Origin of the sequence: Nocardioides sp. Kera G14 (assembly GCF_020715565.1) — a bacterium.
In the GTDB taxonomy this organism is placed as follows: Bacteria; Actinomycetota; Actinomycetes; order Propionibacteriales; family Nocardioidaceae; genus Nocardioides.
In genome coordinates this window covers 142,602-157,850 of the sequence record NZ_CP085839.1, presented here as the reverse complement: position 1 = coordinate 157,850, position 15,249 = coordinate 142,602, and the positions used below count along the sequence as shown (strand labels likewise).

At 70.6% G+C, this 15,249-nt stretch carries 14 protein-coding genes; 4 read left to right on the top strand and 10 right to left on the bottom strand.

Features of this window, described 5'->3' with window-relative positions:
* Positions 1-49 precede the first annotated feature (49 nt).
* Both LH076_RS00770 and LH076_RS00765 read left to right on the top strand, forming a co-directional pair.
* Positions 50-706 carry a VOC family protein gene (locus tag LH076_RS00770; RefSeq protein ID WP_227782070.1) on the top strand — a complete coding sequence of 219 codons (657 nt, stop codon included), beginning with the start codon at positions 50-52 and terminating at the stop codon, positions 704-706.
* Positions 707-716: 10 nt separating this feature from the next.
* On the top strand, positions 717-1,433 hold the full coding sequence (locus LH076_RS00765) for a class I SAM-dependent methyltransferase (RefSeq protein ID WP_227782069.1): 717 nt from the start codon (positions 717-719) through the stop codon (positions 1,431-1,433).
* 9 nt (positions 1,434-1,442) lie between these two features.
* Here LH076_RS00765 and LH076_RS00760 read toward each other — a convergent pair whose 3' ends face one another.
* Positions 1,443-2,462, bottom strand: coding sequence for a LacI family DNA-binding transcriptional regulator (locus LH076_RS00760; RefSeq protein ID WP_227782068.1), 1,020 nt, complete (start codon positions 2,460-2,462; stop codon positions 1,443-1,445).
* Positions 2,463-2,589: 127 nt separating this feature from the next.
* Here LH076_RS00760 and radA point away from each other — a divergent pair, with 127 nt between their 5' ends.
* A complete protein-coding gene (radA, locus tag LH076_RS00755) occupies positions 2,590-4,041 on the top strand; it encodes a DNA repair protein RadA (protein WP_227782067.1) in 1,452 nt (483 codons plus the stop codon).
* Between the two features lie 20 nt (positions 4,042-4,061).
* Here radA and disA read toward each other — a convergent pair whose 3' ends face one another.
* Positions 4,062-5,138 (bottom strand): DNA integrity scanning diadenylate cyclase DisA, encoded by a 1,077-nt coding sequence (disA, locus tag LH076_RS00750; RefSeq protein WP_227782066.1) that lies wholly within the window; start codon positions 5,136-5,138, stop codon positions 4,062-4,064.
* 28 nt (positions 5,139-5,166) lie between these two features.
* A complete protein-coding gene (locus LH076_RS00745) occupies positions 5,167-6,042 on the bottom strand; it encodes a hypothetical protein (protein WP_227782065.1) in 876 nt (291 codons plus the stop codon).
* An 82-nt stretch (positions 6,043-6,124) separates the two neighbouring features.
* Between LH076_RS00745 and LH076_RS00740 the strand changes: the two genes are divergently transcribed.
* On the top strand, positions 6,125-6,985 hold the full coding sequence (locus LH076_RS00740) for an A/G-specific adenine glycosylase (protein ID WP_227782064.1): 861 nt from the start codon (positions 6,125-6,127) through the stop codon (positions 6,983-6,985).
* A gap of 3 nt (positions 6,986-6,988) precedes the next feature.
* Here the strand turns inward: LH076_RS00740 and LH076_RS00735 are convergent, their stop codons facing one another.
* The 7 genes from LH076_RS00735 to LH076_RS00705 form a co-directional block, all read right to left on the bottom strand.
* Complete coding sequence (locus LH076_RS00735; RefSeq protein ID WP_227782063.1) at positions 6,989-9,571, bottom strand: ATP-dependent Clp protease ATP-binding subunit; 2,583 nt, start codon at positions 9,569-9,571, stop codon at positions 6,989-6,991.
* A gap of 120 nt (positions 9,572-9,691) precedes the next feature.
* Positions 9,692-10,018 carry a histone-like nucleoid-structuring protein Lsr2 gene (locus LH076_RS00730; protein ID WP_227782062.1) on the bottom strand — a complete coding sequence of 109 codons (327 nt, stop codon included), beginning with the start codon at positions 10,016-10,018 and terminating at the stop codon, positions 9,692-9,694.
* Between the two features lie 51 nt (positions 10,019-10,069).
* Positions 10,070-10,852 carry a type III pantothenate kinase gene (locus LH076_RS00725; RefSeq protein ID WP_227782061.1) on the bottom strand — a complete coding sequence of 261 codons (783 nt, stop codon included), beginning with the start codon at positions 10,850-10,852 and terminating at the stop codon, positions 10,070-10,072.
* Between the two features lie 8 nt (positions 10,853-10,860).
* Positions 10,861-11,766 (bottom strand): carboxylating nicotinate-nucleotide diphosphorylase, encoded by a 906-nt coding sequence (nadC, locus tag LH076_RS00720; protein ID WP_227782060.1) that lies wholly within the window; start codon positions 11,764-11,766, stop codon positions 10,861-10,863.
* Entirely contained in the window at positions 11,763-13,421 is a 1,659-nt protein-coding gene (locus LH076_RS00715; RefSeq protein WP_227782059.1) for an L-aspartate oxidase, read from the bottom strand. The genes nadC and LH076_RS00715 overlap by 4 nt, the downstream gene beginning before the upstream one ends.
* 28 nt (positions 13,422-13,449) lie before the next feature.
* The gene (gene panC / locus LH076_RS00710) at positions 13,450-14,331 is read right to left on the bottom strand and encodes a pantoate--beta-alanine ligase (RefSeq protein WP_227782058.1); all 882 of its coding nucleotides are present in this window, start codon (positions 14,329-14,331) and stop codon (positions 13,450-13,452) included.
* Complete coding sequence (locus LH076_RS00705; protein WP_227782057.1) at positions 14,328-15,242, bottom strand: Rossmann-like and DUF2520 domain-containing protein; 915 nt, start codon at positions 15,240-15,242, stop codon at positions 14,328-14,330. The genes panC and LH076_RS00705 overlap by 4 nt, the downstream gene beginning before the upstream one ends.
* Between the last annotated feature and the right edge of the window lie 7 nt (positions 15,243-15,249).

Genomic DNA, 15,249 nt, shown 5'->3' with positions numbered 1-15,249 from the left:
TGTGGACCCCCGTGTCGGAGACCTCTCAGTCGTTGTTAAGAATCTCTGCATGCGCCTGGACCATCTTTCTTACGCCGCCGGCCCTGACGGGCTCGTGGCAACTGCGAAGCGCATCGGCGAACTCTTGGGACAGGAGTTCGAGGACGGTGGCGTCCACCCCCGATTCGGCACCCGCAACTACACGCTTCCGCTTCGCGGAGGCCTCTACCTCGAGGTCGTCGAGGCACTCGAGCACCCCGCCTCCGACAAGGCTCCGTTCGGCCAGGCCGTCAAGGCCCGCTCCGCCCTCGGCGGCGGCTGGATGGGCTGGGTCGTGCGCGCCGGCAACATGGCCAAGATCTCTGCCCGCCTGGGTCGCGACTGGGTCGACGGCAACCGGCACAAGCCCGACGGCACGGAGCTGCGCTGGAAGCAGATCGGCATCAACGACCTGCTGGTCGACCCGCAGCTCCCCTACTTCATCCACTGGGAGACCGAGGACATCCACCCCGGCAACGCCGGCTCGGACGTGACGCTCGCGTCGCTCGAGATCTCCGGTGACCCGCAGCGCGTCCGCGACTGGCTCGGCGAGGAGCTCGACGAGCGCGTCGACCCCTACACCGGCAAGCCGGCCGAGGACGTCGAGGTCAAGTGGGTCGCCGAGCACGGCACTCCTGGCCTGCTGGCCGCGAACTTCCGCGGCCCGGCGGGCGAGGTCCGCATCTGAGCCGGTCCCGATGAGCCGTCTCGACGGCTCGATCCGGTCGCCGAACATCTGGGACCACCCGGCGACGTACGAGATCGAGAACCGCGCCGTCGATCCTGACGGGCGTCTCTGGGAGGCGTTGCGTACGGCGGCGGGCCCGTCCGGCTGGTCCGGCCGTGACGTCCTGGACCTCGGCTGCGGGACGGGGTTCCACCTGCCGCTCTTCGCCTCCACGGCGCGCTCCGTAGTCGGTGTCGAGCCGCACGCATCCCTTGCGGCACTGGCCCGTCGGCGTTCTCGGCGCCTGCCGAACGTGAGCGTGCTCGAGGGTGTCGCACAGGCCCTGCCGTTGCCTCCCGCCTCGGTGGATGTGGTGCATGTGCGCTGGGCGTACTTCTTCGGGCCGGGCGCCGAACCGGGCCTGGCTGAGCTCGCGCGGGTGGCGCGTCGCGGCGGCACCGCGATGGTGATCGACAACGACGCCACCCGCTCGACCTTCGGTGCGTGGTTCCGCCGCGGGTATCCGACGGTCGACCCTGAGGCGGTCGAGGCGTGGTGGTCACGCCACGGCTGGAGTCGGCAGTCGATCGACATGGGCTGGCGCTTCACCTCGCGTGAGGACCTCGAGGCGGTGGTGCGGATCGAGTTCGCGCCGGCTGTCGCCGAGGAGATCCTCAACGAGCACTGGGGATCCGGCGGCGGCCTCGAAGTCGACTATGCCGTGAACCTCTGGTCCCGCGACTTCTGACCGGCGTCCTCAGATCAGGTCAGGGCCCGAGGTGCCACGGACCTCGAGGGTGGGCGTGAGCATCACGCCGGGGTGCGGCTTCGAGGGCGTGGAGAGCAGGCCCTCGAGCTGGCGGACGAGCTGGATGGCCGCCTCCTCCAACGGCTGGCGGACCGAGGAGAGTCCGGGCCAGACGGTCTGGGCGACCTGGGAGTCGTCGAAGCCGACGACGGCGATGTCGTCACCCGCCTGGAGCTTGCGCTCGGCGAGGGTGTGCATGACACCGATGGCGAGGGTGTCGCTCGCGCAGACGAAGGCGGTGGGGCGGGCCTCGTCGAGCAGCACCTCGGCGGCGCTGCGGCCGGACACGATGGTGTCCTCCACGCGGCTCGCCAGGCCGGTCGTGGGAAGGCCCGCGGTGTGCATGGCGTGCAGCCAGCCGGAGCGGCGTTCCTCCCCGAGGACGGAGTCCTTCTTCCAGCCGATCCACGCGATCCGGGTGTGGCCCTTGTCGATCAGGTGCTGGGTGGCGAGCTCGGCACCGGCGGAGCTGTCGATGTCGACCCACGGGTGCCGCGCGTCGGAGTCACCCCAGGGCCGGCCGAAGCTGACGAAGGGAGCACGGCGCTCGCGGAGCCACGACGCAGCCCGGTTGCCCTGATACGTGTCGGTCAGCACGAACGCGTCCACCGCGGTGGAACGGAGGAGGTCGTCGTACCCCTCGAGCGGGTCCTCGTGCGAGCCGGTGAAGAGGAGGATGTGATAGCCCGCCTCGCGACTGGTCTCGACGAGCGAGTGCACGAAGCGGTCCATGATCGCGCTGGCCGTGCCCTCCTGGACCGGGCCCATCCGCAGGCCGATCAGGTGCGAGGTGCGCGTGCGCAGGTTGCGGGCCGCGCGGTTGGGCTTGTAGCCCAGCTCGTCGATGGCCTCCTGGACGCGCACGAGGGTGTCGGGACGCAGCAGCTCGGGGTTGTTGACCGCGTTGGAGACGGTCTGGCGGGAGACACCGGCGAGCTCAGCCACGTCCGCGAGCGTCGGCGCAGCCATCGGATACCTCGCCATCCGGCGTGCACCTCCTCGCGTCGTCCGTGGATCGTTCCAAGGACGAAGCATATCCGCCCCGATCCGTGCGCCGGACCCGGTCTCGTCGGTGCACTCCTCTAGCGTTTCCGGCATGGCCGCCAAGACCCGCTCGACGTTCCGCTGCACCGAGTGCGGGTGGGAGACGGCGAAGTGGGTCGGACGGTGCGGCGAGTGCCAGGCGTGGGGCTCCGTCGCCGAGGTGGCCGTCGCCTCCGCAGGCGTCAGCCGTACGGCGCCCGCAGCCGTCACGTCGAAGGCGGTGCCCATCGGCGAGGTGCCCGTGTCGGAGTCGGCGTACGTCGGCTCCGGGGTGCCCGAGCTCGACCGGGTGCTCGGCGGTGGCCTGGTGCCCGGTGCGGTGATCCTGCTCGCCGGCGAGCCCGGCGTCGGCAAGTCGACCCTCCTGCTCGAGGTGGCCGCCCAGACCGCGCGGACGTCGCGGCGTGCGCTCTACGTGTCGGGTGAGGAGTCGGCGTCGCAGGTGCGGCTGCGCGCGGACCGGACCTCCGCCGTGCAGCAGACGCTCTACCTGGCCGCCGAGACCGACCTCGGTGCCGTGCTCACGCACATCGAGGACGTCCGGCCCGACCTCCTCGTCGTCGACTCGGTCCAGACGATCAACGCCGCCGGGATCGAGGGCGTGCCCGGCGGCGTCTCGCAGGTCAAGGAGGTCGCCGCCGCACTCGTGCGCACGGCCAAGACCCGCAACATCACCACGATCATCGTCGGCCACGTGACGAAGGACGGCTCCATCGCCGGGCCACGGGTGCTGGAGCACCTCGTCGACGTGGTGCTGGGCTTCGAGGGTGACCGCAACTCCCGCTTCCGGATGGTGCGCGCGGTCAAGAACCGCTTCGGGCCGGTCGACGAGGTCGGCTGCTTCGAGCTCGGCGCCGACGGCATCTCCGCGGTCGCCGACCCGACCGGCCTCTTCGTCGAGTCCCATCAGACGCCTGTGCCGGGCACGTGCGTGGCCGTGACGATGGAGGGCCGCCGGCCGATGCTCGCCGAGGTCCAGGCCCTAGTGACGCGCACCGCGCAGGACCGTCCCCGCCGGACCACCTCAGGCCTGGACGGCTCACGCCTGGCGATGGTCCTGGCGGTGCTCGATCGACACTGCGGCGTGCCTCTGCAGACCTACGACGTCTTCGCCGCAACGGTCGGTGGCGCGAAGCTGACCGAACCGGCCGCCGATCTCGCGGTGGCGGTGGCGTTGGCGTCGGCGGCCTCGGCTGTGCCGGCGCCCCGCGGCGTCGTCGCGATGGGAGAGATCGGCCTCGCCGGCGAGCTCCGTCGCGTCCGCGACCTGCCCCAGAGACTCGCCGAGGCCGCCCGGCTGGGCTTCTCCACCGCCGTCGTGCCCGTCGAGCCCGGCGGTCGCGTCGGACGCCGTAAGGTCGACGGCCTCGAGGTGCTGTCGGTCGACAACGTCCAGTCGGCGTTGTCCCTGTTGGGCGTCACCCGCTCCGGCGGCTCCCGCAACCCGAGCGGCCGTGAGGAGTCCCGCAGCCGCGCGAAGCTCCACGCCGTCGACGACGAGTAGCGCCGAGCGCCCTTTCGGCGTCAGACGTAGCGCTCGAGGATGGTCGACTCGGCCAGACGGGAGAGGCCCTCGCGGACCGAACGGGCGCGGAGCTCGCCGACGCCCTCGACCGCCTGGAGGTCGTCGATGCCGGCGGAGAGCAGCTTCTGCAGGGTGCTGAAGTGGTCGACCAGTCGGTCGATGACGGTCGCCGGCAGGCGCGGGACCTTCGCCAGCAGCCGGAAGCCACGTGGAGTGACGGCACCGTCGAGGTGCTCCGGTCCGCCGAGGCCGAGCACGCGCGCAGCGGAGGCGGGGTCGACGAGCTCGGTCGGCGACAGGCCGGCGAGCTCCTCGAGCAGGTCGTCGGTCGAGCGCACCTTGCGCGAGCGCGGCAGGTAGTCACGGATGACCAGCTCCCGTTCGGCGTCGACGCCCGTGACGAGCTCCTCGAGCTGCAGGGCGAGCAGGCGGCCGTCGGTGCCGAGCTCCACGATGTAGCCCTCGACCTCGCGGGCGATGCGGGTGACCATCTCCAGACGCTGCGCCACGACTGCGACGTCGCGGACGGTCACGAGGTCCTCGATCTCCAGCGCGGAGAGGGTCGATGACACCTCGTCGAGACGCATCTTGTAGCGCTCGAGCGTCGCCAGCGCCTGGTTGGCCCGGGACAGGATCGAGGCCGAGTCCTCCAGCACGTGGCGGGTGTCGCCGACGTACGCCGCGATGATCTGCATCGACTGGGACACCGAGATCACGGGGAACCCGGTCTGCTTCGCGACGCGGTCGGCCGTGCGGTGGCGGGTGCCGGTCTCGGTCGTCGGGATGGTGTGGTCCGGCATCAGGTGCACGGCGGCCTTGACGATCTTCGTCAGGGACGAGTCGATGATGATCGCGCCGTCCATCTTGGCGAGCTCGCGCAGACCGGTGGACGTGAACGGCACGTCCATCTGGAAGCCACCGGTCGAGATCGATTCGACGAGGCGGTCGTGGCCCAGCACGATCAGCGCACCGGTGCGGCCACGCAGGATCCGTTCGAGACCGTCGCGCAGCGGCATACCCGGCGCGATCAGCGACAGCGTCTCGCGCAGCGACGGTTCCGGACGGTCAGTGGCCACGCGCGCACTCTATCCGGCGGCAGCCGGCTCAGTCGGACACGACTGGCGAGCCCGTCGGCTCCGAACGGGTGCTCTTGCGCTTGGGGTTCTTCTTGGTGGTCGTCGGTTGGCCGCCCGGGCCGAGGGTGGCGGTCGCACTCGCGCTCGGCGCCGCAGGCTTGACCGGCGTGGCAGACGCCGTGGCGGTGGCCTTCGGCGTCGGCGCCACCGGGACCGGCTTGGTGAGATGGAACTGGATGTCGGTCGGCTCACCACCGAGCGCGGCGACCTGCACGTGGTAGTAACCCGGCAGCGCCCATTGCGTGTGGTCCGAGCAGGTGTCGTCGGACCGGCGGCTGTTCCACTTCACGGCCACCACGACAGGCGTGTCGCGGCGCAGCGTGAGCTCCTGGGTCGGGACAGCCTTCGGGCAGTCGAGGGTCGTCCAGATCCGGTCGGAGCCGGACGTGACCTGGACCTGGACCGCCTTCGGGCCGATCTGCCACAGGCAGGCCGCCTGAACGTTGGTCTTCACCGAGAGCGCGAAGTACACGCGCTTGGTGGCCTCGGCCTTGCCGACCGTGGCCGAGACGCTGACGTCGTCATCGGAGCAACGGCCGGTCGGCGTCGGGAGCACCGCCGAGGGAGTCGGCAGCGCGGCGGGGCTGGTCACCGGTGCGGCCGCGGCCGGACTGGCGGAGGGCGAGGCGGCCGGCGTCCCCGTCGGGGCGCCGACGTTCTCGGGAACGACCGACGTCGGGGTGCGCGTCGTCGCCGAGGCGTTCCGAGCGGCCGCATCGGAGTCGTCCGACCCGCCGAACATCCGCGTGAAGCCGATGAAGAGAAGCAGCAGGACGCCGAGCACCGCCGCACGCCGGCGCCAGTACACCGACGCCGGAAGCGATCCACGGGTCAGCGAAGCCATGGGACCCACGTTATTGGTGGGACAGGCGTGAGTGGGGGTGCCACACCGCGTGCCGGCCGATCCGGGGCAGAATCGTCCCGCCATGAGCCCTCTCCACGACGCCGTCCTCAGCTGGTACGCCGACCACCAGCGTGACCTGCCCTGGCGCCGTCCCGAGACCAGCCCGTGGGGCGTCATGGTAAGCGAGTTCATGCTCCAGCAGACGCCCGTCACGCGCGTCCTCCCGATGTGGGAGGCATGGATGGAGCGCTGGCCGACTCCCGCGGACCTTGCCGCCGACGAGCCCGGCGAGGCGGTGCGCGCCTGGGGCCGACTCGGCTACCCGCGGCGGGCGCAGCGCCTGCACGCCGCAGCCGTGGCCATCGTCGAGGTCCACGGCGGTGAGGTCCCCGCCACCTACGCTGAGCTCCTCGAGTTGCCCGGCGTGGGCGACTACACCGCCAGTGCGATCGCCTCCTTCGCCCATCAGCAACGGCACGTCGTGCTCGACACCAACGTCAGGCGGGTCTTCGCGCGGGTCGAGTCAGGCGTGGAGTTCCCGCCGGCCTCGATCACCCGCGCCGAGCGCTCGTTGGCGGAGGACCTGCTCCCCCACGACGACACGGCGCCGGTCTGGGGAGTCGCCGTCATGGAGCTCGGTGCCCTGGTCTGCACCGCCGCGAACCCGACGTGCGACGTATGTCCCGTCGCAGGGCTCTGCGCCTGGCGGCTGGCCGGCTACCCGGCGTACGACGGGCCGGTGCGCCGGGTGCAGACGTGGGCGGGCACGGATCGCCAGTGCCGTGGACGACTCCTCGCCGTCCTGCGCGATGCGGACGGCCCCGTCCACCGCAGCAGCCTGGAGGCCACATGGGAGAAGGCCGACCAACGCGAGCGTGCGTTGGCCGGCCTTCTCACCGACGGACTGGTGCGTCAGGTCGGACCTGACACCTTCAGTCTCTGAGCCTCACTCCTCCGTCGGAGGGTTGTCGAGCTCATCGAGCGGGTCGGACAGCGGGTCCTTCGAGAGGTCGATCCGGCCGGCCGTCTCGAGCGGCGGGGCATCCGGCACCGGGGAGTGCTTCTGCCCGGTGAAGGTGAACTCCGCCGTCGGGCCCTCGCCCTTCACGTCGACGAGGATGAGCTCGCCGGCGCTGACCTCGCCGAACAGCATCTTCTCGCTCAACGGGTCCTCGATCTCGCGCTGGATCGTGCGACGCAGCGGTCGCGCACCCAGGTCGGGGTCGAAGCCACGCTCGGCGAGGAGGTCCTTCGCCGCCGTGGTGAGCTCGATGCCCATGTCGCGGTCCTTCAGGCGCTTGTCGATCGCGCCGACGAAGTTGTCGACCATGGCGAGGATCTGCTTCTTCACCAGCTTCGGGAAGACGATGACCTCGTCGACACGGTTGAGGAACTCGGGACGGAAGTGCTTCTTGAGCTCGTCCGTCACCTTCGCCTTCATCTTGTCGTAGTCGCCCGCGGCGTCGGAGTTGCCGAAGCCGAGTGCCACCGACTTGTTGATCTCGTGCGCACCGAGGTTGGTGGTCATGATGATCACGGTGTTCTTGAAGTCGACGACCCGGCCCTGCGAGTCGGTGAGTCGACCCTCCTCGAGGATCTGCAACAGCGAGTTGAAGATGTCGGGGTGGGCCTTCTCGACCTCGTCGAAGAGGACGACGGAGAACGGCTTGCGGCGCACCTTCTCGGTGAGCTGGCCGCCCTCCTCGTAACCGACGTAGCCGGGAGGCGAGCCGAAGAGACGCGAGGCGGTGTGCTTCTCACCGAACTCGCTCATGTCGAGCGAGATGAGGGCGTCGTCGGAGCCGAAGAGGAACTCGGCCAGGGCCTTGGAGAGCTCGGTCTTACCGACACCGGACGGGCCGGCGAAGATGAACGAGCCACCGGGACGCTTCGGGTCCTTGAGGCCGGCACGCGTGCGACGGATGGCGCGGGCGACGGCCTTGACGGCCTCGTCCTGGCCGATGACGCGCTTGTGCAGGTCCTCCTCCATCGTGAGGAGCCGCGCGGACTCCTCGGCGGAGAAGTTGCCCAGCGGGATACCGGTCGCGACGGCAAGCACCTCGGCGATGAGCGCCTCGTCCACCTCGGCGACCTGGTCGACGTCGCCGGACCGCCACGACTTCTCACGCTCGGACTTGGCGAGGATGAGCTGCTTCTCCTCGTCGCGCAGGCGGGCGGCGGCCTCGAAGTCCTGACCGTCGATCGCCCCCTCCTTGCGGGCACGGACGTCGGCGATCTTGTCGTCGAACTCGCGCAGGTCGGCCGGGGCCGTCATGCGGCGGATCCGCAGGCGGGAGCCTGCCTCGTCGATCAGGTCGATCGCCTTGTCGGGCAGGAACCGGTCGCTGATGTAGCGGTCGGCCAGCGTGGCCGCCGAGACGAGCGCCTCGTCGGTGATGGTCACCCGGTGGTGGGCCTCGTAACGGTCGCGGACGCCCTTGAGCATCTCGACGGTCTCCGCGATCGACGGCTCCGGCACCTGGATGGGCTGGAAGCGGCGCTCGAGCGCGGCGTCCTTCTCGAGGTACTTGCGGTACTCGTCGAGCGTCGTGGCACCGATGGTCTGAAGCTCGCCACGGGCCAGCATCGGCTTGAGGATGCTCGCCGCGTCGATCGCGCCCTCGGCCGCGCCCGCACCGACGAGGGTGTGGATCTCGTCGATGAAGAGCACGATGTCGCCACGCGTGCGGATCTCCTTGAGCACCTTCTTCAGACGCTCCTCGAAGTCACCGCGGTAGCGGGAACCGGCGACGAGCGCACCCAGGTCGAGCGTGTAGATCTGCTTGTCCTTGAGCGTCTCGGGCACGTTCCCCTTGACGATGTCCTGGGCCAGGCCCTCGACGATGGACGTCTTGCCGACGCCCGGCTCGCCGATGAGGACCGGGTTGTTCTTGGTACGCCGGCTCAGCACCTGCATCACGCGCTCGATCTGCGGCTCGCGGCCGATGATCGGGTCCAGCTTGCCCTCGCGTGCGTCCTGCGTGAGATTTCGGCCGAACTGGTCGAGGACCAGCGACGAGGTCGGGGCCTCGGAGCCGCCGACGCCGGCCGCCTGCGGCTGACCGCTCTGGCCGCCCTGGCCCTCCTTGCCCTGGAAGCCGGAGAGCAGCTGGATGACCTGCTGCCGGACGCGGTTGAGGTCGGCGCCGAGCTTCTGCAGCACCTGGGCGGCGACACCCTCGCCCTCCCGGATCAGGCCGAGCAGGATGTGCTCGGTGCCGATGTAGGAGTGGCCGAGCTGGAGCGCCTCGCGCAGGGAGAGCTCCAGCACCTTCTTGGCGCGCGGCGTGAAGGGGATGTGGCCGGAGGGCGCCTGCTGGCCCTGACCGATGATCTCCTCGACCTGGGCGCGCACCGCCTCCAGCGAGATGTCGAGCGACTCCAGCGCCTTGGCGGCGACGCCCTCGCCCTCGTGAATGAGGCCGAGCAGGATGTGCTCAGTGCCGATGTAGTTGTGGGAGAGCATGCGGGCCTCTTCCTGGGCCAGCACGACCACCCGACGGGCTCGGTCGGTGAATCTCTCGAACATTCGCTCCTCCTTCGCACCACGCCTCCAAAGACGAAGGCTGGTCACGGGGTCTAACCCCGCAACCAGCCTACGCGTTCCGCGTTTCCGCGAAATCTCATTCGCCCAGAGCGAACACAGGCCCTAGTTCGCCGCGTCGAAGGCTTCCTTGACGTTGGCCGGGATGCGGCCACGCTCGGGGACGTCGTACCCGTTCGACTTGGCCCACGCGCGGATCTCGGCCGGGCTCGTGCCGCCGTTGGAGCTGGCCTTGCGGGCGGGCCGGCCACCGGCACGGCCGACCTTGCGGCCGTGGCCGACGTAGGGAGCCAGGGCGTCGCGCAGCTTCTCGGCGTTGGCCGAGGTCAGGTCGATCTCGTACGTCGTCCCGTCGAGGCCGAACGTCACCGTCTCGTCGGCGGCGCCGCCATCGAGATCGTCCTCGAGAATGATCTGCACCTTCTGAGCCATCGATATTCCTTTGCTGTTCGGAGTGGAATATCGCCAGAATGTCATAAAGGCTCAAGAATTGCGAAGATAGATCAATTCGAGACCTTGGAGTGTCAGCCACGGGGCAGACTCGGTGAATATTCCGGAATCGCTCATCACGTCGACCACGAATGACGCGAGATGTCCGGTCGCGATGACCTCGACGTCCGTGCGGGGAACACCGAGCTCGGCGATCATCCGGAGGACCAGGCCCTCCACCTGCGCCGCGACGCCGAAGACGATGCCCGATTGCAGCGCCTCCACGGTGTTCTTGGCGATGGCGGTGCGTGGCCGGCCCAGTTCGACCTCGCGCAGTTGGGCGTTACGGCGGCCGAGCCCGGAGAGGGCGAGCTCGATTCCGGGAGCGATCGCGCCGCCGACGTACGCCCCGCCTGCATTGACGACGTCGAAAGTCGTCGCGGTGCCACCGAAGTCGACGACGAGGCACGGTCCGCCATATCGGGTGGACGCGGCGAGGGCATTGCAGATGCGGTCGGTGCCGACCTCACGGGGATTGTCCATCTGGATGGCGACGCCGGTGCGCACACCCGGCTCGACAATCACGTGCGGACGTTCGGGAAAATGTCCGGTGAGCATTTCCCGCCATTCGGAGAGGACGGCGGGAACGGTGGAGCAGACGGCAATTCCCGTGACCTCGGCGAGGCGTTCGAGCAGAAGGCCGCGCAGCATGATCGCCCACTCGTCGGCGGTGCGGCGCTCGTCGGTGGACACCCTCCAGTCGGCCAGGACGTCACCGTCGCGCAGCAACCCGAGCTGGGTGTGCGCGTTGCCGATGTCGACGGCCAGCAGGGTCATGGGTCGTCCTACAGGTCTTCCAGGTCGAAGCCGATGTCGAAGACCTTCACCGAGTGGGTCAGTGCACCGACCGAGACGAAGTCGACGCCGGTCTCCCCCACCTGGCGGGCGCGGTCGAGTGTCATGCCACCGCTGGCCTCGAGCGTCGCCCTGCCCGCAGTGAGCGCCACCGCCTCCCGAAGGGTCGCGTCGTCCATGTTGTCGAGGAGCACCCGGTCGCAGCCGGCGTCGAGGAGCTCGCGGAGCTCGTCGAGCGTGGTCACCTCGACCTCGACCGGCAGCTCGGGGTAGTCGCGACGTACCGCCTCGTAGGCAGGGACGACGCCACCCGCGGCGATGACGTGGTTGTCCTTGATCAGCGCCATGTCGGCGAGCGAGAAGCGGTGGTTGACGCCGCCGGCGACCCGGACGGCGTACTTCTGCAGGTTGCGGAATCCGGGCAGGGTCTTGCGGGTGTCCAGCACGCGCGCCGAGGTGCCCTCGAGGGCGTCGACCCATCGCGCGGTGGCGGTGGAGACGCCGGAGAGGTGGGAGGCGAAGTTGAGGGCGGTCCGCTCCGCGGTGAGCAGTCCCCGGGTCGGGCCCTCGACCACCATGAGGACGTCGCCCGGCTGCACGCGGGTGCCGTCGGGCACCCGGCCGCTGATCTGGACCTCCGCGCCGAGCACGATCCGGAAGGCGAGCTCGGCGACGCCGAGGCCGGAGACCACGCCGGCCTCGCGGACGGCGAAGTCGCCGCGCGCACGCGCCTCCACCGCGATGGTCGCGGCCGAGGTGACGTCGACGTCGCCGTCGTTCGGCAGGTCCTCGCTCAGGGCGCGGAGGATGTCGTCGACGAGCGCGTCGTAGTCGATGCCGGCGGCGGTGAGCTCGTCGCGGAGCTCTGTCGGGACGGCGCTGGTGTGGAGTCTCATCGGGGGTCCGTTGCGGGTGCGGGGGTGAAGGTGACCGTCGCCGTGCCGGCGGCGGTGTCGAGGGCGGCGTCGAAGTGGCCGGCCCACTGGGCATCGTCCCGCTCGGGGAAGTCCTCGCGCCAGTGCGAGCCGCGGGTCTCCTCGCGACCGGTGGCGGCCGCCGTGAGGAGACGCGAGATGGTGAGCAGGTTGGTGTTCTCCCACGCGGTCACGTCAACCTCCTCCTCACCGCCGTCGGTCGGGATGGCGTCGAGTGACGCCGCCGCCTCCTTGAGCCCCTGAGCGCCGCGGAGCACGCCGACCTTGCCCGTCATCGTCTCCTGCAGCGTCCGGCGTACGTCGCCGCTCGCCAGTCCCACCGGCCGCCGGTCGGCCGCGGGGTCGGACCAGGGGCGGAGCTCGCCGGGCAGCACCTCGGCGATGCGGCGGCTGAAGACGAGGCCCTCGAGGAGGCTGTTGGAGGCGAGCCGGTTGGCACCGTGGACGCCGGAGCAGGCGACCTCGCCCGTGGCGTAGAGGCCCGGCAGGCTGGAGCGGCCCCAGAGGTCGGTCGCGACGCCGCCGGAGGCGTAGTGGCAGGCCGGTGCGACGGGGATGAGGTCGACGAGCGGGTCGACCCCGTGGCTTCGGCAGGACGCGAGGATGTTGGGGAACCGCTTCTCCCATTCGTCCTTGCCGAGATGGCGCGCGTCGAGCCACATGTTGGGGTGCCCGGTCTCGAGCATGCGCGCCATGATCGCCTTGGCGACGATGTCGCGCGGAGCGAGGTCGGCGAGTTCGTGGACGCCCTCCATGAAACGGACACCGTCCCAGTCGACGAGGAAGGCGCCCTCGCCGCGGACGGCCTCACTGATGAGCGGCTGCTGGCCGCGGGAGTCGGGGCCGAGGTACATCACGGTCGGGTGGAACTGGACGAACTCGAGGTCGCGCAGCGTCGCGCCGGCGCGGAAGGCGAGGGCCATCCCGTCGGCGGTGCTCACGGCCGGGTTGGTCGTCTGGGAGAAGACCTGTCCGAGGCCGCCACTGGCGAGGATGACCGCGCGGGTCATCACCAGGCCGACGCCGTCGGCGTCCCCCTCCCCCACGACGTGCAGCGTCAGGCCGGCGATGCCGCCGTCGGCCGCAGGGACGAGGTCGACGACCATCGCGTGCTCGAACACATGGATCTCGGGGGCGGCCCGGACCGCCTCGATCAGCGCCCGCTGGATCTCGGCGCCGGTCGCGTCGCCGTTGGCGTGGGCGATGCGGTGGCGGTGGTGACCGCCCTCCATGCCGAGCGAGAGGGTGCCGTCGTCCTCCTTGTCGAAGTCCGCACCCCAGCTGATGAGCTCCTCGACGGCCTCCTTGCCCTCACCCACGAGGATGCGCACGGCGTCGAGATCGCAGGCACCGGCGCCGGCGACGAGGGTGTCGACCTCGTGCTGGTCGGGAGTGTCGCCCTCACCCAGGGCGGCCGCGATGCCGCCCTGCGCCCAGTTGGTGGAACCGGCCGCGAGCACATCCTTGGTGACGACCGCGATGGTGTCGACCTGGTTGCGCAGCCGGAGTGCTGCCGTCAGTCCCGCGATGCCCGAGCCGACGATCACGACGTCGGCCTGGGCGGTCCAGCCGGGCTCGGGTGCGTTCAGCCTGCCCGGCAGGTGGATCTGGGTCACCGGGGAACCCTATCGCCGCACGTCGTGCTCAGAACTCGAGCGGGAGGTTGTCGATCAGGCGGGTCGTCCCGACCTTCGCCGCGACGAGGATCCGGCCCTCCGCGCCCTTCTCGGGCCGGTCCCGGAGCTCGCTGAGGTCCTTCGCCCGCACGGCGAGGTAGTCGAGCTCGATCCCCTCGGTCGCCTCGAGGACCTCCTGCGCCGCGTGGCGCGCCGCCTCGACGCCGTACGCCGCCTGCGACTGCGCCGCGCGGAGGGCCCGGCTCAACGCGAGAGCCGTGTCGTGCTGGGCGGGGCTGAGGTAGCGGTTGCGGCTGGAGAGCGCGAGGCCGTCGGGCTCACGCATCGTCTCGGCACCGATGACGTCGATGCCGAGGCAGAGGTCGTCGGCCATCCTCGTGATGAGGGCGAGCTGCTGGTAGTCCTTCTGCCCGAAGACCGCGACGTCGGGCTTCACCAGGCCGAAGAGCTTGGCGACGACGGTGAGCACGCCGCGGAAGTGCCCGGGACGGCTGGCGCCCTCGAGGATGTCGGCGAGGCCGGGGGCCGGCTCGACGGTCACGCCCTGCGGCGCCTGGTCGGCGGCGGGGACGCCGTGGGGGTACATCTCCTCGACGCTCGGCGCGAAGGCGACATCGACGCCGCTCTGCGCGCAGACAGCGAGGTCGGCCTCGAGGGTGCGGGGGTAGCGATCGAGGTCCTCACTCGCCCCGAACTGCATCGGGTTGACGAAGATGCTGACCACCACGCGGCCGTCCGGGCCGACCTGCTCGCGAGCCAGGCGCATCAGGCTGGCGTGGCCGTCGTGCAGCGCGCCCATCGTCGGCACGAGCGCGATCCTGTGTCCGCTACGGCGCGTCTGGGCGAGCTGGTTGACGAGCTCGTCCCGCGTCGAGGTCAGTCGCGTCACGCGTCGACGGTCAGCGGGAGACCGAACTGAGCGGCGTCGAGGAGACGGCCGATCTTGAGCGCACGGATCGGGAGGAGGCGGCCGTCGGAGACAGCACGGCCGAGGGTGGCACGCGCGAGTGCGAGGTAGCTGGGGAGCGTCTGCGGCGCGTTGTCGCGGATGTCCTCGAGGTGGGCGGCGACCGTGCCGGCGTCGCCGCGGACGATCGGGCCGGTCAGGGCGGCATCGCCCTGGGCGAGCGCGTTGTCGAGGGCGGCGGTGAGGAGCGGACGCAGCGTGCCGGCGGGGTCGGTGGCTCCGGCCGCGGAGAGGATCTCCATCGCCTCGGTCACGAGTGTGACGAGGTGGTTGGCGCCGTGCGCGAGACCCGCGTGGTAGAGCGTGCGCATCTCCTCGGGCACCCACATCGGCTTCCCCCCGAGGTCGCGGACGAGCTGCTCGGCGACGTCGTGGTCGGCCGGCTCCGCGGTCAGGCCGAAGACACAGCCGGAGAGTCGGTCGAGGTCGACGGCGGTGCCGGTGAAGGTCATCGCGGGGTGAAGGGCGAGCACGTGCGCGCCGAGCTCTCGGGCCGGCTCGAGCACGGCGAGGCCGTGGCGACCAGAGGTGTGGACGACGTACTGACCCTCGCGGAGGGCGCCGGACGCGGCGAGCTGCGTGACGACGTTGCCCAGCATGTCGTCGGGGACCGTGAGGAGGACCAGGTCAGCGGCGCGGGCAACCGTGGTCGGCTTCGCAGTGCGGGCTCCGGGCAGGAGGTCGGCGATGCGTGCGCGGGAGGCGTCGGACTCACCGGCGACTGCGGTGATCTCGTGGCCCGCGCGGCGGAGTGCCGCTGCGAGGACGGCGCCGACACGGCCGGCACCGATGACTCCCACGCGGAGCGTGGGGCGGGGAGCAGCACTGCTCACGTCTCTC

Excerpts from the sequence above, each read along its gene's own strand:
- radA (WP_227782067.1), top strand. The coding sequence starts at position 2,590 with ATGGCCGCCAAGACCCGCTCGACGTTCCGCTGCACCGAGTGCGGGTGG.
- LH076_RS00740 (WP_227782064.1), top strand. The coding sequence starts at position 6,125 with ATGAGCCCTCTCCACGACGCCGTCCTCAGCTGGTACGCCGACCACCAG.
- LH076_RS00735 (WP_227782063.1), bottom strand. The coding sequence starts at position 9,571 with ATGTTCGAGAGATTCACCGACCGAGCCCGTCGGGTGGTCGTGCTGGCC.
- LH076_RS00770 (WP_227782070.1), top strand. The coding sequence starts at position 50 with ATGCGCCTGGACCATCTTTCTTACGCCGCCGGCCCTGACGGGCTCGTG.
- LH076_RS00745 (WP_227782065.1), bottom strand. The coding sequence starts at position 6,042 with ATGGCTTCGCTGACCCGTGGATCGCTTCCGGCGTCGGTGTACTGGCGC.
- LH076_RS00725 (WP_227782061.1), bottom strand. The coding sequence starts at position 10,852 with ATGACCCTGCTGGCCGTCGACATCGGCAACGCGCACACCCAGCTCGGG.
- nadC (WP_227782060.1), bottom strand. The coding sequence starts at position 11,766 with ATGAGACTCCACACCAGCGCCGTCCCGACAGAGCTCCGCGACGAGCTC.
- LH076_RS00730 (WP_227782062.1), bottom strand. The coding sequence starts at position 10,018 with ATGGCTCAGAAGGTGCAGATCATTCTCGAGGACGATCTCGATGGCGGC.
- LH076_RS00765 (WP_227782069.1), top strand. The coding sequence starts at position 717 with ATGAGCCGTCTCGACGGCTCGATCCGGTCGCCGAACATCTGGGACCAC.
- LH076_RS00760 (WP_227782068.1), bottom strand. The coding sequence starts at position 2,462 with ATGGCTGCGCCGACGCTCGCGGACGTGGCTGAGCTCGCCGGTGTCTCC.